Origin of the sequence: Microbacterium sp. USHLN272 (assembly GCF_037149655.1) — a bacterium.
GTDB classification, from domain to species: Bacteria; Actinomycetota; Actinomycetes; order Actinomycetales; family Microbacteriaceae; genus Microbacterium; species Microbacterium galbinum.
The window spans coordinates 929,471-956,469 of sequence record NZ_JBBCRA010000001.1; the positions used below are offsets into that span (position 1 = coordinate 929,471).

At 67.9% G+C, this 26,999-nt stretch carries 25 protein-coding genes; 12 read left to right on the plus strand and 13 right to left on the minus strand.

All coding sequences use genetic code 11. The features are described 5' to 3' along the window. Positions 1-23: 23 nt before the first annotated feature. Genes WFJ97_RS04635 through glf form a run of 3 tightly spaced genes read right to left on the minus strand, consistent with a single transcriptional unit; the run spans position 24 to position 2,717 of the window. Positions 24-758 (minus strand): ABC transporter ATP-binding protein, encoded by a 735-nt coding sequence (locus WFJ97_RS04635; RefSeq protein WP_336640624.1) that lies wholly within the window; start codon positions 756-758, stop codon positions 24-26. Then, positions 758-1,549, minus strand: coding sequence for an ABC transporter permease (locus WFJ97_RS04640; protein WP_336640625.1), 792 nt, complete (start codon positions 1,547-1,549; stop codon positions 758-760). Before WFJ97_RS04640 ends, WFJ97_RS04635 begins: the two co-directional genes overlap by 1 nt. Before the next feature lie 31 nt (positions 1,550-1,580). Further along, a complete protein-coding gene (gene glf / locus WFJ97_RS04645) occupies positions 1,581-2,717 on the minus strand; it encodes a UDP-galactopyranose mutase (RefSeq protein ID WP_247622889.1) in 1,137 nt (378 codons plus the stop codon). Positions 2,718-2,912: 195 nt separating this feature from the next. On the opposite strand from glf, the gene WFJ97_RS04650 reads away from it, so the two are divergent. The 5 genes from WFJ97_RS04650 to WFJ97_RS04670 are packed head-to-tail and all read left to right on the plus strand — an operon-like array spanning position 2,913 to position 7,110. Next, positions 2,913-3,434, plus strand: a complete 522-nt coding sequence (locus WFJ97_RS04650) for a GtrA family protein (RefSeq protein WP_336640626.1) — start codon at positions 2,913-2,915, stop codon at positions 3,432-3,434. After that, positions 3,431-4,261 (plus strand): glycosyltransferase family 2 protein, encoded by an 831-nt coding sequence (locus WFJ97_RS04655; protein WP_336640627.1) that lies wholly within the window; start codon positions 3,431-3,433, stop codon positions 4,259-4,261. The genes WFJ97_RS04650 and WFJ97_RS04655 overlap by 4 nt, the downstream gene beginning before the upstream one ends. Then, positions 4,258-5,280 carry a glycosyltransferase gene (locus WFJ97_RS04660; RefSeq protein WP_336640628.1) on the plus strand — a complete coding sequence of 341 codons (1,023 nt, stop codon included), beginning with the start codon at positions 4,258-4,260 and terminating at the stop codon, positions 5,278-5,280. The genes WFJ97_RS04655 and WFJ97_RS04660 overlap by 4 nt, the downstream gene beginning before the upstream one ends. Continuing rightward, the gene (locus WFJ97_RS04665; RefSeq protein WP_336640629.1) at positions 5,261-6,184 is read left to right on the plus strand and encodes an NAD-dependent epimerase/dehydratase family protein; all 924 of its coding nucleotides are present in this window, start codon (positions 5,261-5,263) and stop codon (positions 6,182-6,184) included. Before WFJ97_RS04660 ends, WFJ97_RS04665 begins: the two co-directional genes overlap by 20 nt. A gap of 38 nt (positions 6,185-6,222) precedes the next feature. Next, the gene (locus WFJ97_RS04670) at positions 6,223-7,110 is read left to right on the plus strand and encodes a glycosyltransferase family 2 protein (protein ID WP_336640630.1); all 888 of its coding nucleotides are present in this window, start codon (positions 6,223-6,225) and stop codon (positions 7,108-7,110) included. Here the strand turns inward: WFJ97_RS04670 and WFJ97_RS04675 are convergent, their stop codons facing one another. The 3 genes from WFJ97_RS04675 to WFJ97_RS04685 are packed head-to-tail and all read right to left on the minus strand — an operon-like array spanning position 7,111 to position 10,018. Next, on the minus strand, positions 7,111-7,845 hold the full coding sequence (locus WFJ97_RS04675; protein WP_336640631.1) for a glycosyltransferase: 735 nt from the start codon (positions 7,843-7,845) through the stop codon (positions 7,111-7,113). Continuing rightward, complete coding sequence (locus WFJ97_RS04680; protein ID WP_336640632.1) at positions 7,842-9,071, minus strand: lipopolysaccharide biosynthesis protein; 1,230 nt, start codon at positions 9,069-9,071, stop codon at positions 7,842-7,844. Before WFJ97_RS04680 ends, WFJ97_RS04675 begins: the two co-directional genes overlap by 4 nt. After that, a complete protein-coding gene (locus WFJ97_RS04685) occupies positions 9,068-10,018 on the minus strand; it encodes a glycosyltransferase (RefSeq protein WP_336640633.1) in 951 nt (316 codons plus the stop codon). The genes WFJ97_RS04680 and WFJ97_RS04685 overlap by 4 nt, the downstream gene beginning before the upstream one ends. Before the next feature lie 102 nt (positions 10,019-10,120). Here WFJ97_RS04685 and WFJ97_RS04690 point away from each other — a divergent pair, with 102 nt between their 5' ends. Further along, positions 10,121-11,137 carry a glycosyltransferase gene (locus tag WFJ97_RS04690; RefSeq protein ID WP_247622898.1) on the plus strand — a complete coding sequence of 339 codons (1,017 nt, stop codon included), beginning with the start codon at positions 10,121-10,123 and terminating at the stop codon, positions 11,135-11,137. A gap of 14 nt (positions 11,138-11,151) precedes the next feature. Here the strand turns inward: WFJ97_RS04690 and WFJ97_RS04695 are convergent, their stop codons facing one another. From WFJ97_RS04695 to WFJ97_RS04705, 3 genes are read right to left on the minus strand one after another with little or no spacing between them, the layout of a single operon-like run. Beyond that, on the minus strand, positions 11,152-11,541 hold the full coding sequence (locus WFJ97_RS04695; RefSeq protein ID WP_336640634.1) for a DUF2304 domain-containing protein: 390 nt from the start codon (positions 11,539-11,541) through the stop codon (positions 11,152-11,154). Further along, complete coding sequence (locus WFJ97_RS04700) at positions 11,538-12,278, minus strand: glycosyltransferase family 2 protein (RefSeq protein WP_336640635.1); 741 nt, start codon at positions 12,276-12,278, stop codon at positions 11,538-11,540. Before WFJ97_RS04700 ends, WFJ97_RS04695 begins: the two co-directional genes overlap by 4 nt. A gap of 19 nt (positions 12,279-12,297) precedes the next feature. Continuing rightward, positions 12,298-14,235, minus strand: a complete 1,938-nt coding sequence (locus WFJ97_RS04705) for a DUF6541 family protein (protein WP_336640636.1) — start codon at positions 14,233-14,235, stop codon at positions 12,298-12,300. 123 nt (positions 14,236-14,358) lie between these two features. On the opposite strand from WFJ97_RS04705, the gene rfbA reads away from it, so the two are divergent. The 5 genes from rfbA to WFJ97_RS04730 are packed head-to-tail and all read left to right on the plus strand — an operon-like array spanning position 14,359 to position 19,846. After that, complete coding sequence (gene rfbA, locus WFJ97_RS04710; RefSeq protein ID WP_247622902.1) at positions 14,359-15,231, plus strand: glucose-1-phosphate thymidylyltransferase RfbA; 873 nt, start codon at positions 14,359-14,361, stop codon at positions 15,229-15,231. Beyond that, a complete protein-coding gene (gene rfbB, locus WFJ97_RS04715) occupies positions 15,228-16,226 on the plus strand; it encodes a dTDP-glucose 4,6-dehydratase (protein WP_247632530.1) in 999 nt (332 codons plus the stop codon). The genes rfbA and rfbB overlap by 4 nt, the downstream gene beginning before the upstream one ends. Continuing rightward, on the plus strand, positions 16,223-17,644 hold the full coding sequence (locus WFJ97_RS04720; protein WP_336640637.1) for a bifunctional dTDP-4-dehydrorhamnose 3,5-epimerase family protein/NAD(P)-dependent oxidoreductase: 1,422 nt from the start codon (positions 16,223-16,225) through the stop codon (positions 17,642-17,644). Before rfbB ends, WFJ97_RS04720 begins: the two co-directional genes overlap by 4 nt. Positions 17,645-17,648: 4 nt before the next feature. After that, entirely contained in the window at positions 17,649-18,956 is a 1,308-nt protein-coding gene (locus WFJ97_RS04725; protein ID WP_336640638.1) for a UDP-glucose dehydrogenase family protein, read from the plus strand. Continuing rightward, on the plus strand, positions 18,953-19,846 hold the full coding sequence (locus WFJ97_RS04730; protein WP_336640639.1) for a glycosyltransferase family 2 protein: 894 nt from the start codon (positions 18,953-18,955) through the stop codon (positions 19,844-19,846). Before WFJ97_RS04725 ends, WFJ97_RS04730 begins: the two co-directional genes overlap by 4 nt. Before the next feature lie 8 nt (positions 19,847-19,854). On the opposite strand, the gene WFJ97_RS04735 is transcribed toward WFJ97_RS04730, so the two are convergent. From WFJ97_RS04735 to WFJ97_RS04750, 4 genes are all read right to left on the minus strand, one after another. Then, positions 19,855-20,607: an ABC transporter ATP-binding protein gene (locus WFJ97_RS04735; protein ID WP_336640640.1), complete on the minus strand. Its 753-nt coding sequence runs from the start codon at positions 20,605-20,607 to the stop codon at positions 19,855-19,857. 4 nt (positions 20,608-20,611) lie between these two features. Continuing rightward, entirely contained in the window at positions 20,612-21,472 is an 861-nt protein-coding gene (locus tag WFJ97_RS04740) for an ABC transporter permease (RefSeq protein WP_336640641.1), read from the minus strand. 130 nt (positions 21,473-21,602) lie between these two features. Next, positions 21,603-23,843 (minus strand): hypothetical protein, encoded by a 2,241-nt coding sequence (locus tag WFJ97_RS04745; protein ID WP_336640642.1) that lies wholly within the window; start codon positions 23,841-23,843, stop codon positions 21,603-21,605. A gap of 111 nt (positions 23,844-23,954) precedes the next feature. Continuing rightward, on the minus strand, positions 23,955-25,028 hold the full coding sequence (locus tag WFJ97_RS04750; RefSeq protein WP_336640643.1) for a glycosyltransferase: 1,074 nt from the start codon (positions 25,026-25,028) through the stop codon (positions 23,955-23,957). Positions 25,029-25,146: 118 nt separating this feature from the next. Between WFJ97_RS04750 and WFJ97_RS04755 the strand changes: the two genes are divergently transcribed. Next, the gene (locus tag WFJ97_RS04755; RefSeq protein ID WP_336640644.1) at positions 25,147-26,910 is read left to right on the plus strand and encodes a DUF4012 domain-containing protein; all 1,764 of its coding nucleotides are present in this window, start codon (positions 25,147-25,149) and stop codon (positions 26,908-26,910) included. Positions 26,911-26,999 lie beyond the last annotated feature (89 nt).

The following is a 26,999-nucleotide window of genomic DNA, read 5'->3' on the forward strand; positions in this document are numbered from 1 at the left end:
CGGCACTCGGGTCGGGTGCCCGATCAGGCCGGGGTGCTGTCGGCGTTGTAGCGGTCGAGCACGTCGCCGATCGGCCCGTCGAGCACGAGCGCACCCTTGTCGAGATAGAGACCGCGCTCGCAGAACCGACGCAGATCCCGCTCGTTGTGGCTCACGAAGAAGAGCGTGCGACCATCGGCGAGCAGCTCGTCGATGCGGCGATAGCACTTCTCACGGAAGGCCTTGTCCCCCACCGCGAGCACCTCGTCGACGAGAAGGATCGGCTCCTCGAGCTGCGAGACGACCGAGAAGGCGAGACGCACCTTCATTCCGTTCGACAGATGCTTGTACGGGGTGTCGAGGAAGTCCTGCAGCTCTGCGAACGCGATGATTCCGTCGAACCGGCGGGAGATCTCCGCGCGGCTCATCCCGTGCAATCCCGCGGTGAGACGCACGTTCTCGCGCACCGTGAGATCGCCGACGAACCCGCCGGTGAGCTCGATCAATGGGGCGACGCCCTGGTGCACGTCAACACGCCCCTCGTCGGGCAGAAGCACCCCGGCGACGAGCTTCAGCAGGGTCGACTTGCCCTGACCGTTACGGCCGACGACGCCGATGGATTCGCCGGGCTGCACCGTGAACGAGACGTTCCGGAGCGCCCAGAACTCACCGGGACGCTTGCCGCGGCCCTTGCCTCCGAAGAGATCCTTGAAACTTCGGCGCCCCCGCCGATTGCGACGGAAGCGGACACCCAGATCGACGACCTCGATCGCGCTCATCACAGCTCCTTCAGGACAGCGGGCTCGAGGCGCCGGAAGACGAGGATGCCGAGGACCAGCACGAGGGCGCTGACGAGCACCGCGCCCAGGATCTCGGTGGGGTTCCACTGATCGGGGAAGAACGCGACCCGGTAGAGGCTGAAGATGCCGAACAGCGGGTTGGCCGCCGCGAACTCGCCGAAAGCACCCGGGAGGTCGGAGCCGGCGTAGATGATCGGTGAGGCGTAGAACAGCACGCGCAGGATCAGGCGGGTGGTGCGCTCGAGGTCGGCGTACAGCGCGCACAGCGGAGCCACCAGGAGCCCGAGGCCCACCAGCAGCACCGCCTGCAGGAGTACCGCGACGGGGAACCACAGCAGCTGCCACGAGACCGTCGCACCCGCGAAGATCGCGAAGGCCGCGAGCACGGGCAGCGAGCAGAGGAATTCGATGCCCTTGCTCAGCACGATCCGGTTGACCCAGATGGATCGCGGGATCGCGGTGGAGCGCACGAGCTTGGAGTCGCGGCTGAAGGCGCGGGTGAAGTCGGTGACGGCCGAGTTGAACCATACCCAGGGCAGGAGCGCCGAGATCAGGAAGACGATGTAGGGCTGCTCGCCGACCGTGCGCGAGAAGACCTGGGTGAAGACGAACCAGTAGATCAGGCTCATCAGAAGCGGGTCGAGCACCGACCACAGATATCCCAGCCAGCTCGTGGCGTAGCGCACGCGGAGATCGCGGGCCGACAGGAGCCAGAGGGAGTGCAGGTAGCGTCGCGCCGAACCCGGCGCGCCGATCGAGGTCTCGCTCATCCCGGTGTGAGGAACATCGTCCGGTCGCCGATCAGGCGAGCGTGTTGTTCCACATCGACAGCGCCGAGCCGATGGCCATGTGCATGTCGAGGTACTGGTAGGTGCCGAGGCGTCCGCCGAAGTGCACGTCCTTCTCCCCCGCCATCAGCTCGCGGTAGGCGAGGAGGCGCTCACGGTCGGTCGCGGTGTTCACCGGGTAGTAGGGCTCGTCGTCGCGACCCGCGAACCGCGAGAACTCGCGCATGATGACCGTGCGGTCCTTCGGGTACCGATCCGCGCGCTCGGGGTGGAAATGGCGGAACTCGTGGATACGGGTGAAGGGCACGTCGGCGTCCGGGTAGTTCATGACGCTGGTGCCCTGGAAGTCGCCGATGTCGAGGACCTCTTCCTCGAGGTCGATGGTCCGCCAGCTCAGCTCGCCCTCGGTGTAGTCGAAGTAGCGATCGACGGGACCGGTGTAGACGATGGGTACCTGCCCGACGACCGCCGCCTTGTTGAGGGGCTGCGCCTCGTCGAAGAAATCGGTCGAGAGACGCACGTCGATGTTGGGGTGATCGGCCATGCGCTCGAGCCAGGCGGTGTACCCGTCGGTCGGCAGCCCTTCCCAGGTGTCGTTGAAGTATCGGTTGTCGTACGTGTACCGCACCGGGAGGCGGCTGATGATCGAGGCCGGGAGGTCCTTGGCCTCGGTCTGCCACTGCTTGGCGGTGTAGTCGCGGATGAAGGCCTCGAACAACGGGCGTCCGATGAGGCCGATGCCCCGCTCCTCGAGGTTGGTCGCCGACGCCGGGTCGAACTCGCCCGCCTGCTCCTGGATGAGAGCCCTGGCCTCGGCGGGGCTGTACGCAGCCTGGAAGAACTGGTTGATCGTGCCGAGGTTGATCGGCAGCGGGTAGACCACGCCCTTGTGAGCGGAGTACACCCGGTGGACGTAGTTCGTGAAGGTGGTGAAGCGATTGACGTACTCCCACACCGTCGCGTTCGACGTGTGGAAGAGGTGCGCCCCGTAGCGGTGGACCTCGATGCCGGTGGTGGCCTCGGCCTCGCTGTACGCGTTGCCGCCGATGTGGTGGCGTCGTTCGAGGATGGTCACCTTGCGTCCGGCCGCGGCAGCGCGCTCGGCGATGGTGAGTCCGAAGAGACCGGAGCCGACGATGAGGAGGTCCATGGATGCTTCTTTCCTGTCTGGATCCCTGTCGAAGGACCCGTCGCGGCCGGACCCGTCGAGGGCGGCCGTTGGCGTTCCCATGCTACCTGCGACGGCACCGCCGCCCGCTCAGGGTCGACGGGGTGCCATGCGGTAGTCTCGATGGGCACCGGCACGGCGGTGGTGAGCGAAAGCGCAGGTCAGGTGGGCGAGCCGATGAGTACTGGTCGAGACGACAGCGAATCGAGCGTCACAGCCTCCGGCACCGCTGAGGGAGAGCCGACCACCGACGAGGATCGCTCGGTCGCCGGGATGCGCGGGCCTGACGGCCCCCTCCTGCGTCTGTTCCGGGATCGTCGCATCGCCTTCCTCTTCGTCGGCGGCATCAACACCGTCGTGGGATTCGGGTGGTTCGCCCTCTTCGACATCACCGTGGGCCAGCTCTGGGGCTACATGGTGACGCTACTGTTCGCCCACGTCGCCAGCGTCCTGTGCGCCTTCGTCCTCTACCGCCGGCTCGTCTTCCGGGTCCGCGGTCACGTCTGGACCGATCTGATGCGGTTCGAGCTGGTGTACCTGACCTCGCTCGGCATCAATGCCGTGCTCCTGCCGCTCCTCGTGGAGTTCGCACATCTCGAACCGATCGTCGCCCAGGCGCTCATCGTCTTCGTCACGACGATGGTGAGCTATTTCGGGCACAGCCTCTTCTCGTTCCGACGCAAGGAGCCCACCGCGTGACGACGCCCACCCTCAGCGTGGTGATCCCCGCCTACAACAACGCCGGCACCCTCGCGGAGACCATCGACTCGGTGCTCGATCAAGAGGGCATCGACTTCGAGCTGATCGTCGCAGACCACTCGTCCACCGACGGCTCCGACGCGGTGCTCGACCGATACCGCGACGACCCGCGCGTCACGATCCTCACCACCGCGAGCGGCGGCGGGGCCGAGCGCAACTGGAATCGGGTGACGGCGGAAGCCCAGGGGGACTACATCAAGCTCGTCTGCGGTGACGACGTGCTGCGGCCGGGCATCCTCGCCCGGCAGGTGGAGTTGCTCCGAACGAGCGGAGCCGTGCTCACCGCTTGCCGGCGCGACGTGACGGATGCCGAGGGCACGGTGTTGATGCCGGATTGGGGCCTCCGCGGCCTCGACGCACCGATGGATGGTGCACGCGCCGCAGCGAAGGCGGTGCGGGCGGGGTCGAATCTGTTCGGCGAGCCGGCATCCGTGACGATGCGGCGCGATGCGCTCGAGCGGGCTGGTGGGTGGGACGCCACTTTCCCGTACCTGATCGATCAGGCGACCTACTCGCGAGTCCTGCTCGACGGAACGTTCGTTCCCGACACCGAGACCGGAGCGACATTCCGTCTCTCCGACTCCCAGTGGAGCGCCGTGCTGATCGCATCGCAGGCCGACCAGGCCCGCCGGTTCCACCACTGGTTCCGCGCGGAGCATCCGTCCGTCGTCTCGGCCTGGGATCTGCGGATCGGCAACATCCGCGCGAGCGTGATGGCCCGGCTGCGACGACTCTCCTACACCGTTCTCAGATGGAGGAACCGATGAGCGATCCCTACGTCCATCGCATCAGCGTCGTCACCCCCGTCTACCAGGGCGAGCGCACACTCGACGCTCTGGTCGAGAGCATCGAACCCTGGACGCACGAGTTCACGACACCGGCAGGTCATCGCGCGATCGTCAGCGAGGTCATCCTCAGCTACGACCGCGGCCCCGACGACTCCGGGGCGGTCATCCGTCGGCTCGCGGCATCCAAACCTTGGATCCGCCCGGTCTGGCTCAGCCGCAACTACGGTCAGCACGCGGCGACCCTCGCCGGGATCGCGAGCTCGGGCGGCGACTGGGTCGTGACGCTCGACGAAGACGGCCAGCACGATCCCGTCTTCATCGGCAGCATGATCGACACGGCGCTGCGCGAGCAGGCGGATCTGGTGTACGCCGCGCCCACCAATCGTCCACCCCACGGCTTCGTGCGGAACACGGCCTCGAAGAGCTCGAAGAAGCTGCTCGAGTCGTTCCTGGGCGGCGGTCGCGCCTCGCAGTTCAACAGCTACCGGCTGATCCTCGGCGAGATCGCGCGCAGTGTCGCCGCCTATGCCGGCACGGGGGTCTATCTCGATGTGGCTCTCAGCTGGGTGTCGGCGCGCACGGTGACCTCGCCCGTGCTGCTCCGCGAGGAGGGCGATCGGGACTCCGGGTACTCGTATCGGCGTCTCTTCGCGCACTTCTGGCGAATGGTGCTGACGTCCGGCACGCGGGGCCTCCGTTTCGTCACCGGAGTCGGTGCACTGTTCTTCATCGGTGGGATCCTCTTCGCGCTCTATCTGGTGATCATGCGGGCGTTCGCGGTCGACATCCCGGCGGGCTGGACATCGCAGATGGTCCTCACCGCGGTCGGGATCGGGGCCATCCTGATGGCGCTCGGAATCGTGGCCGAGTACCTGGGCGTCGCCGTCAGCTCCGCCCTCGGCCGCCCGACGTATCTCATCGTGCGGGATCCGCTCTCCGGTCCGTTGGGGCACCGCGAGCCTGTGTCGAAGGACCCGGGTGGCGAGCGCGGCGCGTAGGTGGATCATCGGGCGCGGGCTCCTCGGCGAGGCGGTCGCGCGCGCCCGGTCCGACACCCCGTTCTCCGTGCCCGTCGATTGGACGGACGCGGAACGCGCGAAACAGACGCTGTCCTCCGCCGTGACCGACTTCCTCGCCCCCTCGGGCGTGCACGAGATCTACTGGTGCGCCGGCAAGGGCGTGACGTCGACCCCGCGCGAGCGCCTGCAGCAGGAGGTCGAGGTCTTCGAATCCTTCCTCACCGCACTCGGGCGAGCCTGCGCGGCGTCGGATGCCGTGGTGGTGCTGTTCCTCAGCTCGTCGGTGGGCGGCGCCTATGGCGGCGCGACCGCAGGCCCCTTCACCGAGAGCAGCCCGACAGCGCCGGCATCCGCTTATGGTGAAGCCAAGCTCGACATGGAGCGGCTCGCGCGCGCATACGGCGAGACGCACGGGTGGCGCACGGTGATCGGACGCCTCACCAATCTCTATGGTCCGGGCCAGGACCTCTCGAAGGGCCAGGGGCTGATCTCGACCCTGGTCAACAGCGCGATCACCCTGCAGCCGGCGACGATCTACGTCTCGCTCGATACGCTGCGCGACTACATCTACGAAGACGACGCCGCAGACGTGATCAGCGCTTCCGCAGCCCGAGCGCGCGTGCTGGGTGCCGGTGAGACCGTGACCAAGATCATCGGCACCGGCCGTGCGGTGTCGGTCGGGGCGATCATCGGCGAGCTGCGGAGGCTCAGACGTCGCTCCGGATTCTCCCTCGTCGGGCAGGGCGCCGCGGTCGGACAGGCCCTGGATCTGCGCGTGAGGTCGGAGGTCTGGCCCGACCTCGACGGCCTCATCGGCACGAACCTCCCAGAAGGTCTCGACCGCGTGATGCGCGCGCGTCTGGACCTCCTCACGCGCGGCTGAGCCGGCGACGGCGGGGCACTTCGTATGCTGGAGGCACGATGACCATCGATATCATGCTGCCCTTCTGGGGCGACCCTCTGCTCCTGCGGCAGACGGTCGAATCCGTGCTCGGGCAGACCGATCCCGAGTGGCGGCTGACGGTGATCGACGACGCGTATCCCGATCCCTCCGTGGCCGAGTACTTCGCGCAGATGGACGACCCGCGCGTCCGGTACGTGCGCAACGACGTGAACGTCGGGATCATCGAGAACTTCCGCGCCAGCGTGAGGCTCGTGACGGCTGATCACCTCGTGGTGCTGGGCAGCGACGATCTGCTCCTGCCGGGTTACGTCGCCGCCCTGCGCGACGCCGTGCGGCGGCATCCGGATGCCGCCGTCTTCCAGCCGGGCGTGCGGGTCATCGACGAGAACGGCGCACCGTCGCTGCCTCTCGTCGATCGCGTGAAGCAGCGAATGCTCCGCCCCGACACGCGAACGGGCGACGCCGTGCTGTCGAACGAGCGGCTCGCCACCAGCCTCACGCGGGGGAACTGGCTGTACTGGCCTTCGCTGCTCTTCCGCACCGAGGCGATCCGGGCCCACGAGTTCCGCGACGACCTACCCATCGTGCTCGACCTCGCGATCCTGCTCGACATCGCGTTCGCGGGCGGATCGCTCATCGTGATCGACGACGAGGTGTTCGCCTATCGCCGGCACACCGAGAGCGCCTCGCAGAAGGCGATCCTCGACGGCTCCCGCTTCACCGACGACCGTCGATTCTTCCTCGAGACCGCGCGTCGAGCGGATGCACGGGGGTGGCCATCGACGGCCCGAGCCGCCCGGGCCCGTCTGTTCGCGCGGCTCCACGCCCTCACGACGGTGCCGACGGTGCTCCGTCGTGGCGATGCCGCCGGACGCCGCGCCCTCTGGCGGCACATCCTCCGCTGATCAGCGGCGGCGGGCGCTCCCCCAGGCGCGCAGCAGCATCACGCGTGCGCGGAGCACCGCTCCGATGCCGCGCGGACGGGACGGAGAGGCGTTCGCGTCGTGGATGCGTCGCCGGATCGTCGCCGTCTCGATGTGCGCCATGGTGCGGTGGGCGTTGCCGAAGAGCGCGATCCAGAGGTCGTGGCTCTCGTCGAGGTAGTCCGGAAACGGAAGGATCCGATCCACGACGTCGCGGCGGATCGCCATCGCGCATCCGTAGTACGGCGCCATGCCCGCGAAGATCCGCAGCGCGTTACGGGTGCCCTGCCGGGACCACGCGGCGTGCAGCCGCCACGGGCGACGGGTGACTGGGTTCGGCAGCGGTTCGTCCGAACCGAGCAGCACCAGGTTGGATGCCGCGACGGCGGAGTCCTCGAGCGCCGCCACGAACAGCGCGCGACGCCCCGGCACCCAGACGTCGTCCTGATCGGAGAGCATCAGGATGTCTCCGGTCGCCCGTCCCAGAGCCTCTTCGAACGTCTTGACGTACCCGCGGTTCTCCTGGCGTGCGTGCACGCGGATGCGCGGATCGTCGAAAGCCTCCAGCGCGGCGACGGTTCCGTCCTTCGAGGCGTCGTCGACGACGACGAGCTCGTCCTGGGGTTCGAGTTCCCGCAGGATCGACTCGATCTGCGGGCCGAGGAACCGCTCGCCGTTGTACGTCGCCATGCACACGCTCACCCGCATCGCGCTCATGACGCCACCTCCGTGACCGGCTTGCGCAGCTCCCGCCGCAGGACGAGAACCTGATAGCCGCCGACGCAGAGCTCGGACACCGCCACGGCCCAGGCCACGAGCGGCACGGATCCGGCTGCGGCGAAGAGGAGGATCAGGGGCGCTCCGACGATCGCGCCGATGAGCGTCGACACGGCGAGCGCGCGCACGCGTCCGACGACGACCAGGCACGCATAGCCGACGATGGCGGCCGTGGCGATCCCCACGAAGGCGACGCCGAGGGGCAGCGACACCTGCCACGGCACGCTGATCTTCCCCACCGAGAGAAGCGTGGAGACCCAGGGGCTCAGCACCGCGATGCACGTGCCGCCGACGACGCCGATGAGCATGGCGGCGACGGTCGCGATCCGGGCACGGCGACGGAAGTCGGCTTCGGGGTCGGGCACCCAGCTCTGGAAGTACTGCTGGATGGGGAGCAGGGCGACCGACGCGTACTTGAAGAGGCGGTCGGCGAAGGCGTACATCGGCTGGAGCCCGGGGAGGAACGCCTGCACGGCCACCATCGGCAGGGTGACGTACAGACCGCTGACGAGCGTCGCCGACACGGCATGCCGTTGCCCGCTCAACGCGGTGCGCAGGGGAACCGGAGTGTGCGCGGCTCCGGACGACCCACGCAGCACGACGACGGCGTCGAGCACGACAGCACCGATGAAGCCGAGGCCCTGCGCGACGAGGTAGACCCAGAGCTCCCCCGTGACGACGGCGCCGATCACGCCCGCGATGCCTCCCGCGACGGTCGGGAGCGTGTCGCAGAGCAACAGGCGCATCGGCTTCCCCTCGCCCGTGAAGTACCAGATCGCACCGAGCTGCGGAAGCAGGTAGACCGCGGCGCCGAGCACCGAGATCAGCACGTCTCCACGCGTGAGGAGAGCCAGGATCACGGCGATGACCGGCAGCACGAGCACGTAGAGCAACGCGCGGGCGCGCAGCGACGTGCGATAGAAGGCCTGGCGTTGCCCGATGGGGATGCCGGCGACGGTCGCCGCCCCCGTCGCTCCCCACCCGAAAGCGACGAGGATGCCGCCGAACTGCGAGACGGTCTGGACGAGTGCGAGTTTCCCCCAGGTCGTGTCCCCGAGTGAAGCGGTCAGGAGCGGGATCGAGACGATCCCGATCAGCGTCACGACGCCGACGGAGATCGTGAACCCGCTGAGACGGCCGACCGCAGTCCGGATGGGCCCGCTCACTTGTCCCCCTCCGCGACCACGGGGGCGTCCCACCGGATCTCGGCCGCGATCGGCATCAGCGCGTCCGGCATCCGCCCCATCCGACCGCGCACGGCGGCGACGAGAGCGGCCCGGTACACACGCGCGAGCGCGCGGCGCGGCTTCGCGACCCACCAGGCGTTCGCGAAGTGGATGCCGTCGAGCAGCGTTTCCCGGATGATCTGCCCCGGTGCGGAGAGGAAGTACTCGCGGTTGAGGATCAGGCGGTTCCGCACGCGGTAGAAGTAACGGAATGGCGTGCTCAGGCTGAATTCCGCGGGGATCCCCGGGAGCGCGACCGTGCGGCCGAGCAACTCGCGCCGGTACCGGGTGCCGAGCGTGTGCTCCATCCGCACCCCTCCCGCGGCGAGTACCCGCCAACCACGGGCGCGGACCCGCAGCCCGAACTCCATGTCGACGAGGTCGATGAAGAAGTCCTCCCGCAGGGGTCCCACCTCGGCGATCACGGCCGCGGGGATGAGCATCCCCGACTGGATGACGTTCGCGGCGTCACCGAAGGTCGCCTCGGGCCCCGTCTGCTGACGCACGCCGGCGAAGTACTCCGGCACGACGAGGCCGACGTGGATACCGGCACGGGTCGCGACGTCATGGGCGGAGACGAGGTTCCGGACGAACCCCTCCGCCACCCGGGAATCCTGGTCGAAGGTGATCACGAAGGCGGCACCGGCGTCGAGCGCGCGTGCGATCCCGTCATTGAGCGCCGCCGCGATCCCGTCGTTGTCGGGCCTGCGGACGACGATCGCCCCCGCGCTCTCGAGCCTGTCGAGTACCGCCTCGGCGATGGGCCCCGAGCCGTCGTCGACGACGATCACTCCCTCGACCTGTTCGGCGACGGAGGAGACGGCGTCCAGAGCGGCGTCACCGGGACGGAACGTCGAGAACACCGCCCACACGGGGGAAGCACTCATCCGAGACGCACCGGACGACGGACGGAGAAGGGAATCACGAGCATGGCGCATTTAGACTAGCTTCATTCGCTGTTCAATCCCCGCAGACCCGGAAGGCCGCCTGTGTCGACACATCCCTTCGGCACGATCGTGCTCGCCGCCTACTCCCCCGACCCGGAGCTCTTCCGCCGGCAGCTGACCTCCTTGCAGGAGCAGACGGTCCGCGAGTGGGAGTGCGTGATCTCGGTCGACGGCGATCCCGAGCCGATCGCCGCGCTGGTCGCGGAGATCACCGAGGGAGACGCCCGATTCCGCATCGTCGGCGACGGCACACGGCTCGGTTTCTACCTGAACTTCGAACGCGGCCTCCTCGCCGTCGACGAGCGGAGCGAGTGGATCGCCCTCTGCGACCAGGACGACCGCTGGGACGCGGACAAGATCGAGAAGCTCCTCCCGCACCTCGACGAGGTCTCTCTCGTCTCGGCCCAGGCCCGGCTCGTCTCGTACCCCTCCGAAGTGGAGACGGGCCGTACGACGCGTCACGACCACGGCGCGATCTTCACGATCCTCTCCAACGAGTTCACCGGCTCGCTCTGCGTGTTCCACCCCGAGGTACTTCCGACCGCGCTGCCGTTCCCCCGAGCTTCGACTCGGGCGGCCGCGCACGATCACTGGCTCGCCGTCGTCGCGTCGGCGCACCGGGGCACCCGCATCATCGACGACGTCGTCCAGGACTACGTCCAGCACGATGCGAACGTGTTCGGCGACCCGAGCAGGCTGGGCAGCGGAAGCATCCGCAGTTCCATCACCAACGTGCTCGCGCAGTCCCAGCGCTTCGAAGGTTCACGGAGCCCCCGGTCGATCTTCCGGATGACGTTCTGGGCCTATGTGGGCTGGCGCCAACTGATGGTCGACACCCTCGCCGCGCGTCGCACCGACGACGCGACCGACTCCCGTCAGGAACTGGCCTTCGGTCGTTCCCGCAGGCTGCGCACCGCGCTGTCGCTGCTCCGTGCGGGACGTGCGCGGGAGATCGTCCCCGAGCGCTTCACCTGGGAGTACCGGGCGAGCTGGATCGGCGGAGCACTCAGCGGTGGCCGACGCGCCGTCGCTCGGGCGGTCACCGCGCCTCGGCGCTGAGGCCCTGCGCACACCTACAGGCGGTCGCCGGACGAACCCGACTGCGGCTTCTCGAGCTTCGAGAGCCGCCCCTCGACGCTCTCCAGCTGGGTGCGGAGGATGGCGGCTTCCTCCGCGAGTCGCCGGGTCTCCTCCTCGACTTGGCTGAGTTCCCACGAGAGGTGCAGGGCGACGCCGAGGAGCAGGAGGATCGCGGTCGCGAAGAGCAGGTTCGAGGGAACCTGAACACCGAGCAACGCCGTGAGCCCGCCCAGCAGGCCGGGGAACAACCCGACGATGAGCACCGAGACGGCGATCACGAGCCAGAGGACGGCGTACTTCTCGCGCAGTTTGCGCGTGAGGAGCATCCACACGACGATCACGAGGATCAGGACGGCGAGAGCGATCCCGACGAAGACGATCATGCGCGTTCCTCCTGCCGCCGCGAGCCCGTACGTCGCATTGCGGCCAGCAGCAGCGCGAACACCGACCTCAGCAGGTAGACGGTGGAACCGAGCGGCCCCTGGCTGGGATTGCCGTGCGCGCGCGGCCTCATCGCGACGCCGACCTGCGTGACCGTCAGCCCGGCGTGCAGCGCGGCGACGAGTGAGTCGAGGGTGTCACCGAGATACTCGGCCGGGTAATAGTGCACGTATTGGGCGATCGCGCGGGTGTTCGCCGCGCGGAAACCGCTCGTCACATCGGTCAACCGCGTCTTGGCGATCCGCGACACCACCGAGGCGAGGAAGAGCATCGCCCAGCGCCGGGGGCCGCGCACCGAGTAGTCGCCGACGTCGGAGAAGCGCGCGCCGATCGAGATGTCGGCGTGCTCCAGACCGGCGAGCACCCGATCGATGTCGACGGGGTCATGCTGCCCATCGGCATCCACCTGGATCGCGGCTCCGTAGCCTTCGCGCGCCGCATAGGTGAACCCGGTGCGCATCGCACCGCCCACCCCGAGGTTGAAGGGCAGGGACAGCACGGCCGCGCCGGCTGCCCGGGCCACCTCGGCCGTGTCATCGGTCGACCCGTCGTCGATGACGACGACGTCGTACCGCGAGGAGGCTGCACGGATCTCGCGCACGGTGTCGCCGACGCTCCGCTCCTCGTTCCACGCGGGGACGAGGACCAGGACGCGATCGATGCGCGTGGTGTCGCTCATGGGGGAAGTCTCTCCGTGTTCAGCCGAGACCGCAGGCGGTCACTTCGTACAGTCTGGCATCGCCCTGGCTGTCGACCAGGCGCACCGCTCCCGATTCCTCGAGATCCTCGAGGCCTGCGAGCGGATGCGATCCACCGTGCACCTCCCGATCCCCGAAGTCGAGGACGAACCGCACGTCGAGCGCTTCTGCCGCGTCGCAGACGGCCGGCATCGATTCGGCGTCGGCGAGGTGGTCGTTGATGGTCGCCGCATCGTCGGAGACGTCGACCAGGATGTGCGGCATGAGTACCTGGCGCCCCCCGATCGCGTATGCGAGTGCGGTGCCCGTATAGGGATTCCCTGCGATCACGGAGCCTGCGGGAACGTGCTCGGGGAGGCGTTCGAGCAGGGCCATCTCATCCGAGCTGATGAGGGAGGATCCCTCGTCCAGCACGAAGCGGATCTGCGCCTGCGCGATCGCGGCCGGGATGGCGGGAAGCGGCAGGACCACGAAGCCGAGCGCGGCGGCGACGACGCCGGCGATCACGCGCAGGAGACGTCCGTCGGGCTGGGACCGCGACCAGAGCCGCCCGATCGCCTCGACCGTGCGCGCGATCCCCAGGGTCGCGAGCGGGACCAGCGCGATCCCGAACACTGCGGCCAGACGCGGCCAGTTGTTGTACCAGCTCCCCGTCAGCGCATCCCGGATGGGACCGATCGGCAGTGAGATGACGACGATGAAGAGGAGTGCACCGATCGCCCAGAGAGCTGCGCCCACGACCAGCGCCTCACTGCGCTCCTTCAGAACCCAGAAGAGGCCGAGGAGCACGGCGATCGCGACACCGATTGCGATCGTTCCGTAGAACATCGACACCTGCGCGACTTCGAGTGCCGCTTGCCCCGGCGTGCGCTCCGTCGGCCACCCGCGGGTCGGCAGCGGCGGGCGCAGCACCATGAGCAGGAGCACACCGACACCGAAGTAAGCGAGGACGCCGGCGGCGAGTGCCGCGCGCACCCTCCCGGACCGATGTGCGCGCCACAGGCGCACCACGAAGACGAGAACGATCGGGACGGAGAACGCGAGCCAGGCGACGAACCCGCCCGGGTGCGCGAGAGCAGCTCCGGGGATCGCGCCGAGCGCGACGAAGCCCCACCAGCCCGGCGCGAGGTCCTTCGCCGATGTACCGATTCCGAAGGCGGATGCCGTCGCCGCCACCGCGAAGGGGACGATCGCGAGAGCGAGCTGGAACGGGTAGAGGACGCCGTAGTCCATCGGCAGGATCGGGAACATCGGGATGGCGCAGCTCACGATCGCAGCGGCGACGGTGACGGTCGCCGTCTTCCCCATGAGCGTCCGAGCCAGGAGCATGGCGCTCAGCGGCCAGATGACCGCGGCGATCACGAGGGTCTGCGCGTTGACGACGGCGGGGATCCCGACGCCGCTCAGCTGCGCCACGATGGCGGCGGTCGCGTGCCAGGCCGACGGATAGAACGGAACTCCGCCGTTCGGGCTCGTCATCTGCCCGAGTTCGAGGGGCGAAGCGGCGCCGGTGTCCATGATGTAGCGAATGGCGTTGAGGTGGAACACGTTGTCAAACGTCTGCGAGATCGCCGACGGCTGACCGATCACCGCGAAGATCTGCAGTCCGATGACCACGGCGGCGGCCACAGCGGCGCCGATGGTCCACCACCGCGACGTCGACGGCGACGATGTCACGCCACGCCGTCCGCGGCGGCGCACGAGATGGATCCCCACGCCGATCACCGCAGCCAGGGCGAGGCACGGCACGATCGACCAGCCGATCCCGGCGAAGCCGGCGAGCAGACTCGCACCCCCCACCACGGTCATGGCGAACGCCGGTGCGGCGGCCACGGCCCAGAGCCCGCGCAGTCCGATCAGCCACGCCAACGTTCCGCCCAAGACGGCGTACAGCGCGAGAAGCACGGCGGCAGGCCAGAGCAGTTCGAGCATTTCCATGTGTTCCAGACCCTCTCACCGACAACCGACCCAGGATATCCCGGCGGCGCTGCGATCTCGGTGAGCGCACCCCGGGGCGTCCCTGACACGGGCGATCCAGGCTCGGTATGACAACATAGAGGCGTGAAAGGCATTATTCTCGCCGGCGGGTCCGGCACGCGTCTGCACCCGATCACGCTGGGCGTCTCCAAGCAGCTGATCCCGGTCTACGACAAGCCGATGGTCTACTACCCGCTCTCGACGCTGATGCTGGCGGGGATCAAGGACATCCTCGTGATCACGACGCCGCACGACGCTGCGCACTTCGAGCGCCTCCTCGGCGACGGGTCGCAGTTCGGCGTGAACCTGACGTTCGCTCAGCAGCCCTCTCCGGACGGACTCGCGCAAGCATTCACGATCGGCGCGGACTTCATCGGCGACGACTCGGTCGCCCTCGTGCTGGGCGACAACCTGCTCTACGGCCCGGGCCTCGGCAGCCGCCTGCAGCGGTTCGAGAACATCGACGGCGGAGCGGTCTTCGCCTACTGGGTCGCCGAGCCCGAGGCCTACGGTGTCGTCGAGTTCGACGCCGAAGGACGCGCGGTCTCGCTCGAGGAGAAGCCCGCCTCCCCCAAGAGCAACTACGCCGTTCCCGGCCTCTACTTCTACGACAACGACGTGATCGAGATCGCTCGCAATCTGGCGCCCAGCGCCCGCGGCGAGTACGAGATCACCGATATCAACCGCGAGTACCTCGAGCGCGGCAAGCTCCAGGTCGAGGTCCTCCCGCGCGGCACCGCCTGGCTCGACACGGGAACGTTCGACCAGATGACCGACGCCGCCGAGTACGTGCGCACGATGGAGCGTCGTACGGGCATGAAGATCGGGATGCCGGAGGAGGTCGCCTGGCGCCAGGGCTTCCTCACCGACGACGAGCTGCGCGAACGCGCGGAGAAACTCGTCAAGTCCGGCTACGGCGCCTATCTGCTCGACATCCTCAAGAGAGGCCACGCATGACCCGTCTGCTCGTCACCGGAGGAGCCGGTTTCATCGGCTCCAACTTCGTCCACCACGTGATCGAGAACACCGAGCACCACGTGACGGTGCTCGACGCCCTCACCTACGCCGGGAACCGACGCTCGCTCGAGGGACTCCCCGAGGATCGGCTCACGTTCGTCCACGGCGACATCACGGATGCCGGCCTGGTCGACGGCCTGTTCGCCGAGACGGATGCCGTGGTGCACTACGCCGCGGAGTCGCACAACGACAATTCGCTGAACGACCCCCGGCCGTTCCTCGACACCAACATCATCGGCACGTACACGCTGCTCGAGGCGGCACGACGTCACGACGTTCGCCTGCACCACATCTCGACCGATGAGGTCTACGGGGACCTCGAGCTCGATGATCCCGAGCGGTTCACCGAGTCGACTCCCTACAACCCCTCGTCGCCGTACTCCTCCACCAAGGCGGGCAGCGATCTGCTCGTGCGCGCGTGGGTGCGGTCGTTCGGCGTCCAGGCGACGATCTCGAACTGCTCGAACAACTACGGTCCGTACCAGCACGTCGAGAAGTTCATCCCGCGTCAGATCACGAACGTGATCCGCGGCATCCGCCCGAAGCTCTACGGTGCCGGGCAGAACGTTCGCGACTGGATCCACGCCGACGACCACTCCTCGGCCGTGCTGACGATCCTCGAGAAGGGCGCGATCGGCGAGACGTACCTCATCGGCGCCGACGGCGAGAAGGACAACAAGTCCGTCGTCGAGCTGATCCTCACCGAGATGGGCCAGCCCGCGGACGCGTACGACCACGTCACCGACCGCGCAGGCCACGACCTCCGCTACGCGATCGACTCGAGCAAGCTGCGCGACGAGCTCGGCTGGGCACCGCAGTTCTCGGACTTCGAGGCCGGACTCGCCTCGACGATCCAGTGGTACCGCGACAACGAAGCCTGGTGGGCGCCGTCCAAGGACGCCGTCGAGGCGTTCTACGCGGGCAAGGGCCAGTGAGCACCGCGTTCGGGAAGCAGCTCGAACGGATCGAGACGCCCATCCCGGGCCTCGTCGTGTTCGAACTGCCCGTCCACGGGGACTCGCGTGGATGGTTCAAGGAGAACTGGCAGCGCGAGAAGATGCTGGCGCTCGGGCTCGAGGACTTCGGCCCGGTGCAGAACAACATCTCGTTCAACGACGCCGTCGGTACCACTCGCGGCATTCACGCGGAGCCGTGGGACAAGTGGGTCTCGGTGGCGACCGGGCGCATCTTCGGCGCGTGGGTCGACCTGCGCGAAGGACCGACCTTCGGCACCGTGTTCACCACGGAGATCGACCCGTCTCGGGCGATCTACGTGCCCCGAGGCGTGGGCAACTCGTACCAGACGCTCGAGGCCGACACGGCGTACACGTACCTGGTCAACGACCACTGGTCCCCCGATGCCTCGTACTCCTTCCTGAACCTCGCGGACGAGACGGCCGCGGTGGCGTGGCCCATCCCGCTCGTCGATGTCGAGATCTCGGAGAAGGACAAGGCGCACCCCCGGCTCGCCGACGTCACCCCGATCCCGCCGAAGCGCATCCTCGTCCTCGGGACCTCCGGGCAGCTCGGACTCGCGTTGCGCGCTCGTTTCGGAGACGCCGCCCACATCGAGTACGCCACACGCGACGACATCGATGTGACCGCTTCGGACCTTTCGTCCGCTCGGCGCTGGCGCGACTACGGTCTGATCGTCAACGCCGCCGCGTACACCGCAGTCGACCTTGCGGAGACTCCGGAGGGCCGAGAGCAGGCGTGGGCGGCGAACGCGACCGCGGTCGCCGCGCTCGCCCGTGTCGCCGACGATCACGGCATCACCCTGGTGCATGTGTCGAGCGACTACGTCTTCGACGGAACGCTCGACGGCGCCTACGACGAGAACGCCGCGTTGCGCCCGCTCGGCGTCTACGGCCAGAGCAAGGCGGCCGGCGACCTCGCCGCGTCCACAGCGTCGCGGCACTACGTCGTTCGCACCTCCTGGGTCATCGGCGAGGGAGGCAACTTCGTCCGGACGATGCACTCGCTCGCCGAGCGTGGAATCGACCCGCGGGTCGTGGGCGACCAGTTCGGGCGCCTCACCTTCACCGCGGACATCGCGGACGCGATCGCGCACCTCTACGCATCGGATGCCGCCTACGGCGTCTACAACGTGACCGGATCGGGCGATGCCCGGTCCTGGGCCGAGATCGCACGCGAGGTCTTCCGTCTCGGCGGCCACGACCCCGAGCGCGTCACGGCCGTCAGCACGGAGGACTACTTCGCCTCGGCGACGGGTCCGGTGGCACCGCGTCCGCGGAACAGCCGTCTGGACCTGACCAAGATCATCGCATCGGGCTTCACGCCCGCTCCGGCAGAAGAGTCCCTGCGTGCGTACGTCGCAGGCCTGAAGGGTTGAGGGAATGAAGCTCAGCGTCATCGGTTGCGGATACCTCGGGGCCGTTCACGCGACCGCGATGGCCTCCCTCGGCCACGAGGTGGTCGGGATCGACGTCGACGAGAACCGGATCGCGATGCTCGCATCGGGGAAGGCTCCGTTCTTCGAACCCGGTCTCGACGATCTCCTCACGAAAGCGCGTGACCGGGGAACGCTGACGTTCTCGACGGACTTCGCCGCCGCGTCCGACGCGACGGTGCATTTCGTCGCTGTCGGGACCCCGCAGCGCGCAGACGGCGACGGGGCGGATCTGCGCTACGTCGACAGCGCGATCGCGTCGCTGACGGCAGTGCTCTCCCCCGGCGACCTCGTGGTCGGTAAGTCCACCGTCCCGGTGGGTACCGCCCGGCGGCTCGCGGACGCGATCCGCCCGACCGGCGCACGGTTGGTCTGGAATCCGGAGTTCCTCCGCGAGGGCTTCGCCATCCAGGACACTCTCGAACCCGACCGCCTCGTCTACGGCATCGAGAGCGACGACCTCTCGTCCGCTGACGTCGCCGTACTCGACGAGATCTATCGGCCGGCGATCGATGCAGGCACCCCCCGCGTCGTCACCGACTACGCCACGGCAGAGCTCGTCAAGGTCTCGGCGAACGCCTTCCTGGCCACCAAGATCTCCTTCATCAACGCGATGGCCGAGATCGCCGAGGTCACGGGTGCGGATGTCACCCAGCTCGCCGATGCGATCGGCTTCGACGCCCGCATCGGCCGCCGATTCCTGAACGCCGGTATCGGATTCGGCGGCGGATGCCTGCCCAAGGACATCCGCGCCTTCGCCGCGCGCGCCGAGGAGCTCGGCGTCGGTGAGTCGGTCCGTTTCCTCCACGAGGTCGACGCCATCAACCTGCGCCGTCGTCAGCGAGTGGCGGATCTCGTTCTCGGCGCGCTCGATGGCACGGCGGACGGTCGGCGAGTCGCGGTTCTCGGGCTCGCGTTCAAGCCCGACTCCGACGACACGCGCGATTCGCCGGCGCTCGACGTCGCCCGTCGTCTGCATGCGGCAGGCATCGAGGTGCGCGCGTTCGACCCCGCCGCCAATGAGACCGCGCGCCGAGTGGCACCCGACCTCGCCTATGCCGATTCCGCGCTCGCTGCGATCGCAGACGCGGAGGTCGTCGTCGTGGCGACGGAGTGGCGCGAGTTCCGGGATCTCGACCCCGAGACGGTGTCGTCCGCGACCTCCGCCAGGATCATCGTCGATGCGCGCAATTGCCTCGACCCCGAGGCCTGGCGTGCGGCCGGATGGACCTATCACGGCATGGGCCGGCCATGAGCGCCCCGCGCGTCAGCATCGTCGTCCGGACCAAGGATCGACCGGACTTCCTCGCGCGCGCCCTCTCGAGCATCACCGGGCAGTCCTTCGAAGGCTGGGAGGCGATCGTCGTCAACGACGGCGGGAACCCCGAGAAGGTCGCCGCTCTCGTCGCCGGGCTGCCGCGTGCGGCCGATCGCGACCGCATCCGCGTCATCGACCACGACGAGTCCCGTGGACGTTGGGTCTCGGCGAACGCCGGAGTCCTCGCGGCCGCAGGCGAGTTCCTCGTCCTGCACGACGACGACGACTCCTGGCACCGAGACTTCCTGGCACGGGCGGTCGAGTACCTGGATGCCCGTCCCGACCGTCAGGGCGTCGTCTCCCGCATCGAGATCGTCTGGGAGCGCGAGGAGAACGGGCACTTCGTCGTGGACGAGCGTGAAGAGTTCCAGGCGCAGCTCACCGCGCCCCTGCTCACCGACACCCTCCTCTTCAACCGCTTCGTCCCGATCGGTTTCCTCTACCGACGCTCCCTGCACGCGGAGCTCGGCCTGTACGACGAGAAGCTTCCCGTCGTCGGGGACTGGGACTTCAACCTCAAGGTGCTCTCCCGCGGTCCTCTGGAGTACCTCGGTGACCAGCCGTTGGCATACTGGCATCAGCGTCGAGGCGCGACCGGCAACGCGGCGAACAGCGTCGCCGGCGCCCGCAGCGACCACGCGAAGTACGACGCGAGCATCCGCGACGAGGCCCTCCGGAGCTGGGTCGAGGAGAACGGCACGGGACTCGTGCTGTATCTGACCAAGTTCATCGACCAGCGCTTCGTGGACGTCGAGAACGGCATCCGTGCGGAGATCGTCGCCTCGTCGTTCTGGCGCCGCGCCCTGCGTCGCGTGCGTCGCCGCTGACCCGCGGCTCAGGCCTTCAGGAAGTCCACGGCCTCGTCGATCGGTCCGTCGAAGACCTTCTTGCCCTTGGCGATCACGATCCCGCGAGAACACAGCTGCTTCACCATGTTGCTGTCGTGGCTGACGACGAGCATCGTCACGCCCCGGCCGGTGAGCTCCTTGATCTTCAGCGCGCACTTAGCGCGGAACGGCGCATCACCGACGCTCAGCACCTCGTCGACGAGGAGCGTGTCGAGCTTCACGTGGATGGCCACCGAGAACGCCAGGCGCATGAACATGCCGGAGGAATAGTGCTTGACCTCCTGATCGATGAAGTCGCCGATCTCCGAGAACGCGACGATGTCGTCGAACTTCTCGTCGGTCTCCTTGCGCGACATCCCGAGGATCGCCGCGTTCAGGTACACGTTCTCGCGTCCGGAGAGGTCCGGATGGAATCCTGCGCCGACCTCGATGAGTCCCGCGACGCGACCACGGGTGAGGACCCGCCCCGAGTCCGGCTCGAGAACGCCGGACACCAGCTTGAGCGTGGTGGACTTGCCCGAACCGTTCATGCCCAGGATCGCGACGGACTCGCCCTCGCCCACCTGGAAGCTGATGTCGTCGAGCGCGAGGAAGTGGTCGGTGCCGACCTTCTTTCGCTGGATCCAGCCGATGAACGCCTCTTTGAAGGAGTGCGAATTGCGGCGGAGGAAGAACTTCGAGGCGTTCTCGACGATGATCGTGGGCGGCGTCGAGGTCTCGACGGTGATCAGATCTTGCATGTGCTCACAGGTCCTGGGCGAAGCTGCGCTCGAAGCGCCGGAAAACGGTCTGCCCGACGACGAGCATGATCAGACTGACCACGCACGCCGCCAGCGCGTAAATCATGAAGTGCGGCGGAAGTCCGGGCGTCGACGATGCCGTCGGAGCCCAGAAGCCGACATGGAAGAGTTCGGCGGCGACCGTGAGAGGGTTCGACATGTAGATGTGGAACAGCCACGGCGGCATCTTGTCGATCACGAGCGTCCACATGTAGAGCACCGGTGAGGTCCACGTGGAGAACATTCGGATGATCTCGACCACGTTCTGCGCGTCGCGGAAGCGAACGTTGATGCCGCCGAAGAACAGCCCCAGACCGATCGCGAAGACGATGACGATCACCACGGCTGCCAGGATCGCGGCGAGACCGATCAGAGACGGCGTCCATCCCAGGAGCAGACATATCACCAGCAGCACCGCGACCTGCGGCAGGAAATGCACGAACGCGACGATGATCGCGGCCACCGGGAACAGTTCTCGCGGAAGATAGATCTTCCTCACCAGAGCCCCGTTGTCGACGATCGAGTTCGTCGCGTTGCTGAAGCCCTCGTTGAAGAGGTTGATGATGACGATGCCCGAGAACAGGTAGATCGCGAAGTTGTCGACATCGCGGTGGATGTTGAGGATGATCCCCATGACGAAGTAGTACACCGCGAACTGAGACAGCGGCTTGACGTAAGACCACGTCCATCCCAGCACCGAGTTGCGGTATCGCGTCGCCGTCGCCTTGCGCACGAGTAGGCGCAGGAGATACCTACGACGGAAGATGTCGAGTACTCCACGGCCACGCCCCGGAGATTGATACAAGCGTGCGTCGACCGTGCTCACCTGACTACCACCGTGCCTCCTCGTCACACGCCTCGATAGGCGCGCATACCGTCTCTCATCGTAGTCCGTCAGGCTGGATGGAAGCCGTCAGCGCACCCGCGTGCGACCGAGGTCGTCGGTGGCGCGAGTGTCAGGGAAGTCGCAGGGTGGCGCAGTTCGCGGCCGAGAGTTCGGTCACGCTGGTGCCGCCGGCGTCGGTGATCTTGGTGAAGGTACCGCTCGCAGCGGAGTAGAGTTGCGCGTTGCACCTGACGACCGCCGTCACGGTGCCGGCCTTGGGCAACGCCGCGCCTGCGGCGTCGGAGATGCTGACCGCCGCGCGAGGCAGCCCGAGCGCGTCTGCCACCGACCAGGAGTTGAGATACAGCAGGCGTCCGGCGTCCGCGAGATAGACCTTGCCGTCGCCGGGCGTCACCACGAACCCGATGTCGGCACGGAGAATCTGGCCCTTCGGTAGACCAGCGAGATCAGCCGGTGCGAGTGTGACGACCCGCGTCGCACCCGGACCGTTCAGCGCGGTGAGGGTGGCCGGGTTGCCCACATGGCGAAAGGCTCCTCCGTCTGCGATGTAGATGGTCGAATCCCCCGTCGCGTTGACGAACAGTGGGCCCTGAGCGTCGTCGGCGATCTTCAGCAGAGCGCACGTACGACTGTCGGGCGTGACAGCCGTGAAACCGCCCGAGGAGGGCACCCGATACAGGGCTCCGTTCGCCGTGAAGTACGTAGCACCGTTGCAGACGACGTAGCGACCGAGGTTCGACCGCCCGGGATGATTGACGATCGAGGCGGTCGGCACTGCTTTGAGAACGTCCGTGGAGAGCCCCATGCTCCGAGCATTGTCGAACTTCGGCAGATAGATCAGTTGGCCGTCAGCGGTGGGCAGGAACACGCGATCCGATCCGACCACCGTGATGAGCTGCCCCGGAACGAACCGCGTCGGCACCGCCGGATACTTCGCCGCGTGAGCGGCGGGCATGGTCGCCGCAAACGCCGACGGCGCCTGCTGCCCCCATGCCGTCATTGCGGCGACGTTCTGATACGGCACCAGAGCGGAACCTTCGAGCGCGAAGATACGGGCATCGCCCTTCACGTTCGCACGCGTCGTCATCTCGGCACCGGCACCCGGACTGCGGAAGTCGTCGGAATCGAAGGTCGTGAGCGAGGCGCAGTTGCCCTTCCACTTCGCGACGAGATCACAACTCGCGAAGCGATGGGTCTTGCCGCCGTTGAGGTACGACACGGTGCCCGCCGTGGCGTCGCGGAGGAACAGCGAGGCGGCTCCGCCCTGACCGAGCGACGCGATATGGGCGTTCACCGTGGCCTCGGGATTGCCGTACGCGGCCTTGTACTCCGGCCAGACATCGGCGGTGATGTGATACGCCGTGCCGTTGGAGATCGCGTAGATGTCCTTGCCGACATTGACGATGGGGCCGTCCGGGTACTTGATGCCCTGCGTCGACCCGAACCAGTCGGTGAAGTAGTTGTAGAAGTTGCGGTTGCCGTAGGCGGAGCATCCGTCGCCGTTGCCGTATCCCGCTCGGAGAGCGGCCGCGTTGGGCTGGTACGGCGTGTAGTAGTAGAGCGCCGACGTCGCCTTGTTCGCGACGTAGACCGGGGAAGAGCCGCAGCTGGCGGTCGGGTTGTAGAGGATGTTCCAGGTCTTGCCCGGGGCGTACCACTGGAACCAGCGCCCCTCCATGTAGATCTGCATCTGACGCGCGGCGCCGTAGATCTGGTGGAAGAAGCCGATGTAGTTGGGGTCGCACGGAGCGGTGTCGGGGCAACCCTGGCCCAGCGCGATGTTGTATCGCCATGCGCTCGGCCACGTGTGGGTGATGAGGCCCTGCTCCTTCTGGAGCATGACGATCAGAACCTGCGGGTTGATGTTGCACGCCTGCGAGACGCGATAGATGATCCGCGCCGCCGACTCGTTCGCAGCTCCCGAGTACCCGCTGCAGTACTGATCAGCCGGACGCGTGACCGACGTGATCTTGAAGTCCTTGAGGCAGACGATCGGCTTGCCGTTCTCGTCGGTGCCGCCCAGGCATCTCGACACCTTGCTGTTGAAGAACGCCTGGATCTGCGCCTCGGTCATCGTGCTCTTATTGGTGAACACGGCGTCGCTGATGATGTTTCCCGGATTGAAGCCCACGAGCGTGGACTTCACGATGCCGGATGCCGCCGGGTCTCCCACGACCTGTGAGACGGCGTTCGAGACCGTCGTCGCCGCGGGGGCCGCGGCAGGGGCAGCCGCGGATGCCGCACCGGCCGGGAGCACGGTTCCGGCGACAACAGCGGTGACAGCGAGGAAACAAGTGAGGAGACGGGTGATCTTCCGGTTGTTTCGCGAGCGTGGGGCACGTCGAGACATGTGACCAGTGTGACGGAAGTCACGTGATGATGCCACTGTTACGGAATATCGGCTACCGCGTGTCGGCGTGTCCCTCCGATCCGAAGGCACCTCCCAGGCGCGGCCTCATCGTCACAGATCCGCGTGCAGACCCCACACGCGCTCGGCCGATCCGGCCCACGAGAACGCCCGCGAGCGGTCCGCCGCGAGCACCGAGAGTCGCGCTCCTTCGCCCCCGGTCGCGCTCTCGACCGCTTCGGCCAGGTCACCCGGGTCGACGAGCAGTCCCCCGTCGGCGAGCACGTCCCGGTGCGTTCCCGAGTCGACGCCCACCACCGGTACACCGAGACGCATCGCCTCCACCGCACGCCAGGGCCAGGCGGCGGTCGGACTGCTCGCGACGTAGGCGGCGGCTCCGGCGAGCACGGCGGCGCGGTCGGACGTGTCGAGGGCACCCCGGACGTGTACGCGCGACTCGGCCAGTCCCGCGGAGGACGCGATGTCGGAGTAGCGGGGCTCCGTTCCCTCCGCCGCATCCAGCACCACGGCGTGCGCCCCGGCCGCCAGCGCGCCGCGGAATCCGTCGGAGACCGAGTCCCAAGTGCCGTGCACGACGACGTAACGTTCGGGCAGGGAGAGCCCGCCGCGCCGCTCGGCGGCGTCGAACGGCGGAACGAAGCCTTCGGGCGCCGCCCCCGCGATCACGCGCACACGATCTCCGACACGGGCGATCTCCTGGATCCGTTGCGCGATCGTGTGCGTCGGCACGACGACCGCATCCGCATGTTTCGCGGCGCGGCGCAGCATCGCCTTCTGCCACGCGACCGCGGCGCGGGACAGGCTGTCCGGCGCGTCCCAGGCCTCGAGACCCCAGACCGTCACGGTCGTCTGATCGTTGTCGTGGGTGCGGTCGTGCCGCACCAGCGGTGCCATCAGCGTCGGCGAATGGATCAGTCCTCCACCGGCGCCGGCGGCGATCCCGAGCTGCCACGACGCCGCCAGTTCCCGGCGGGCCAGTCCGAGGGTCCGCACCTCGGTGACGCCGGGGATCGACACCTCGCTACCCGCGGCGACGATCGCTTCGACATCGCACCCCGAGGGGGCTGTCGCGACGAGTCCGCGTGTGAGTTCGATCGCGGCGGCAGCGTGATCCGGGTCGACCACCTGCACGAGCTGATCCAGAACCACACGCAGTCGAGCACCCATGCGCTCAGAGTATCTCCGTCGACCGCTTCCGGCCCGGAGGACGCCGACGCGTCGCACGGACTGACAGCGTTCGCTCAGCATCCTCGCCCGCACCCCGCGTTCATGCTTGAATGCTCACGTGAGCGACGGGCGACTTCCACGACGGCGCCGATGGGTGGGGTGGACCGTCGGCATCGTCCTGACGCTCCTCGTCCTCGCCCTCGGCTGGGTGACGATTCGAGGGATCGGGGCGGTCGACAACCTGACGCACGTCGCCGAGCAGTCCTCGGATCTGAAAGCGGCGATCGCGGAGGGTGACCTCGACAGGGCCGCGGACGTGTCCGGCAGCATCGCCCGGCACGCGGCATCCGCGAACGACCTCACCTCCGACTTCGTGTGGCAGGGTTTCGCGGCCGTGCCGTTCGTCGGCCCCAACTTCCGCGCGGTGAGCGACATCGCCGCCATCGCCGACAGCGTAGGGACGGACGCGCTCACACCGCTGCTCGACGTCGCCGCCGAGGTCGATCTGGCGAGCCTCGGCCTCTCCGGGGGCGCGATCGACCTGGCCCCGTTCGCCACGATCCGGGAGCCGCTCGCGGAGGCATCGAGCGTGCTCGATGAGGCGCTCGCACGAGCGGAGGGCATCGATGCCGATGCCACGCTCCCTCCACTGGCGGATGCCGTGCGAGAAGTGCGTACCAACGTCACCGAGGCCGCGACCGTGGTCGGCACATTGAACGGCGCCGCGATCCTGCTCCCCACGATGCTCGGCGGCGAAGGCCCCCGCACCTACGTCCTCGCGATGCAGAACAACGCCGAACTCCGTTCGTCCGGCGGCATCATCGGGTCGATCGCCCTGTTGCGGGCCGAGAACGGCAGGATCTCCCTGGAGCGGCAAGCGTCCACTCTGGACTTCCCGCCGCTGACGGATCCGCTCCCCCTGAGCGACAGTACGATCGCCCTCTTCGAGGACGGCCCCGGCCGCTATCTGCAGAATCTGACGAGCATCCCGGACTTCGCCGAGGCCGGCCCCGCCATCGCCGCCCGCTGGGAGGGCGTGTTCGGTGGCCCGGTCGACGGGGTGATCGCGGTCGACACGGTCGTAGCGAAGCACCTGGTCGACGCGATCGGCGAGCTGAGCTTCGGTCCGTTCACCGCGACCTCGGAGAACGTGGTGAGCATTCTGCTCTCGGAGATCTACGCCGCGATCGCCGACCCGGTCGTCCAGGACCAGGTGTTCGCCCAGGCCGCGACCGGTCTCTTCGGCGCGGCACTCGCGGGCGGCGATCCCCGAGCGCTTCTGGGAGCGCTCGCGACATCGGCGGACGAGGGACGGGTCCGCATCTGGAGCGCGCACGAAGACGAGCAGAGCGTCCTCGCCGCCTCGACGGTCGGAGGCACGCTCCCGGTCGACACGGATGCCGGGACGCACGTCGGCGTCCTGATCAACGACACCACCGGCGGAAAGATGGACTTCTACGCGCGCGCCACGGTCTCCACGGCGATCGGCAGCTGCGCGGGCATGCCGACGACGCAGGTGAGCGTGACGTGGACGAACGAGGCGCCGGCGGATGCCGCGACCGCTCTTCCCCCGTACGTCACGGGCGGTGGGAACTTCGGCGTCGACCCGGGCAGCACCCGTACCCTGCTCGCGATCTACGGCCCGGAGGGGGCGACGCTGTCGCGCGCCGATCGCGACGGCGAGGAGGAGCCCGTGCAGACCGCACTCCTCGGGACGCGCTCGGTCGTGCAGCACGACGTCCTCCTGGCGCCGGGCGAGTCCACCACCGTCACCGTGCAATTCCAGGGAGACGGTGCAGGAGAGCGCATCGACTCGGTCGTGCAGACGCCCACGATCGATGCGCCGACGGCGACACGCGAAGAACTGCGCTGCACCTCGTGACTTTCTCCCCGGGATGGGGTACCGTCATCTCACTGGGGAATATCTGGGCTCTAAAAACCTGCCGTGGGGGCAGGGAGGGCCCACACAGT

Bases quoted from the DNA above. Each gene is read 5' to 3' on its own strand.
- WFJ97_RS04635 (WP_336640624.1), bottom strand. From the start codon at position 758: ATGAGCGCGATCGAGGTCGTCGATCTGGGTGTCCGCTTCCGTCGCAAT.
- WFJ97_RS04640 (WP_336640625.1), bottom strand. From the start codon at position 1,549: ATGAGCGAGACCTCGATCGGCGCGCCGGGTTCGGCGCGACGCTACCTG.
- glf (WP_247622889.1), bottom strand. From the start codon at position 2,717: ATGGACCTCCTCATCGTCGGCTCCGGTCTCTTCGGACTCACCATCGCC.
- WFJ97_RS04650 (WP_336640626.1), top strand. From the start codon at position 2,913: ATGAGTACTGGTCGAGACGACAGCGAATCGAGCGTCACAGCCTCCGGC.
- WFJ97_RS04660 (WP_336640628.1), top strand. From the start codon at position 4,258: ATGAGCGATCCCTACGTCCATCGCATCAGCGTCGTCACCCCCGTCTAC.
- WFJ97_RS04670 (WP_336640630.1), top strand. From the start codon at position 6,223: ATGACCATCGATATCATGCTGCCCTTCTGGGGCGACCCTCTGCTCCTG.
- WFJ97_RS04675 (WP_336640631.1), bottom strand. From the start codon at position 7,845: ATGAGCGCGATGCGGGTGAGCGTGTGCATGGCGACGTACAACGGCGAG.
- WFJ97_RS04685 (WP_336640633.1), bottom strand. From the start codon at position 10,018: ATGAGTGCTTCCCCCGTGTGGGCGGTGTTCTCGACGTTCCGTCCCGGT.
- WFJ97_RS04695 (WP_336640634.1), bottom strand. From the start codon at position 11,541: ATGATCGTCTTCGTCGGGATCGCTCTCGCCGTCCTGATCCTCGTGATC.
- WFJ97_RS04700 (WP_336640635.1), bottom strand. From the start codon at position 12,278: ATGAGCGACACCACGCGCATCGATCGCGTCCTGGTCCTCGTCCCCGCG.
- WFJ97_RS04705 (WP_336640636.1), bottom strand. From the start codon at position 14,235: ATGGAAATGCTCGAACTGCTCTGGCCTGCCGCCGTGCTTCTCGCGCTG.
- rfbB (WP_247632530.1), top strand. From the start codon at position 15,228: ATGACCCGTCTGCTCGTCACCGGAGGAGCCGGTTTCATCGGCTCCAAC.
- WFJ97_RS04725 (WP_336640638.1), top strand. From the start codon at position 17,649: ATGAAGCTCAGCGTCATCGGTTGCGGATACCTCGGGGCCGTTCACGCG.
- WFJ97_RS04730 (WP_336640639.1), top strand. From the start codon at position 18,953: ATGAGCGCCCCGCGCGTCAGCATCGTCGTCCGGACCAAGGATCGACCG.
- WFJ97_RS04735 (WP_336640640.1), bottom strand. From the start codon at position 20,607: ATGCAAGATCTGATCACCGTCGAGACCTCGACGCCGCCCACGATCATC.
- WFJ97_RS04745 (WP_336640642.1), bottom strand. From the start codon at position 23,843: ATGTCTCGACGTGCCCCACGCTCGCGAAACAACCGGAAGATCACCCGT.
- WFJ97_RS04750 (WP_336640643.1), bottom strand. From the start codon at position 25,028: ATGGGTGCTCGACTGCGTGTGGTTCTGGATCAGCTCGTGCAGGTGGTC.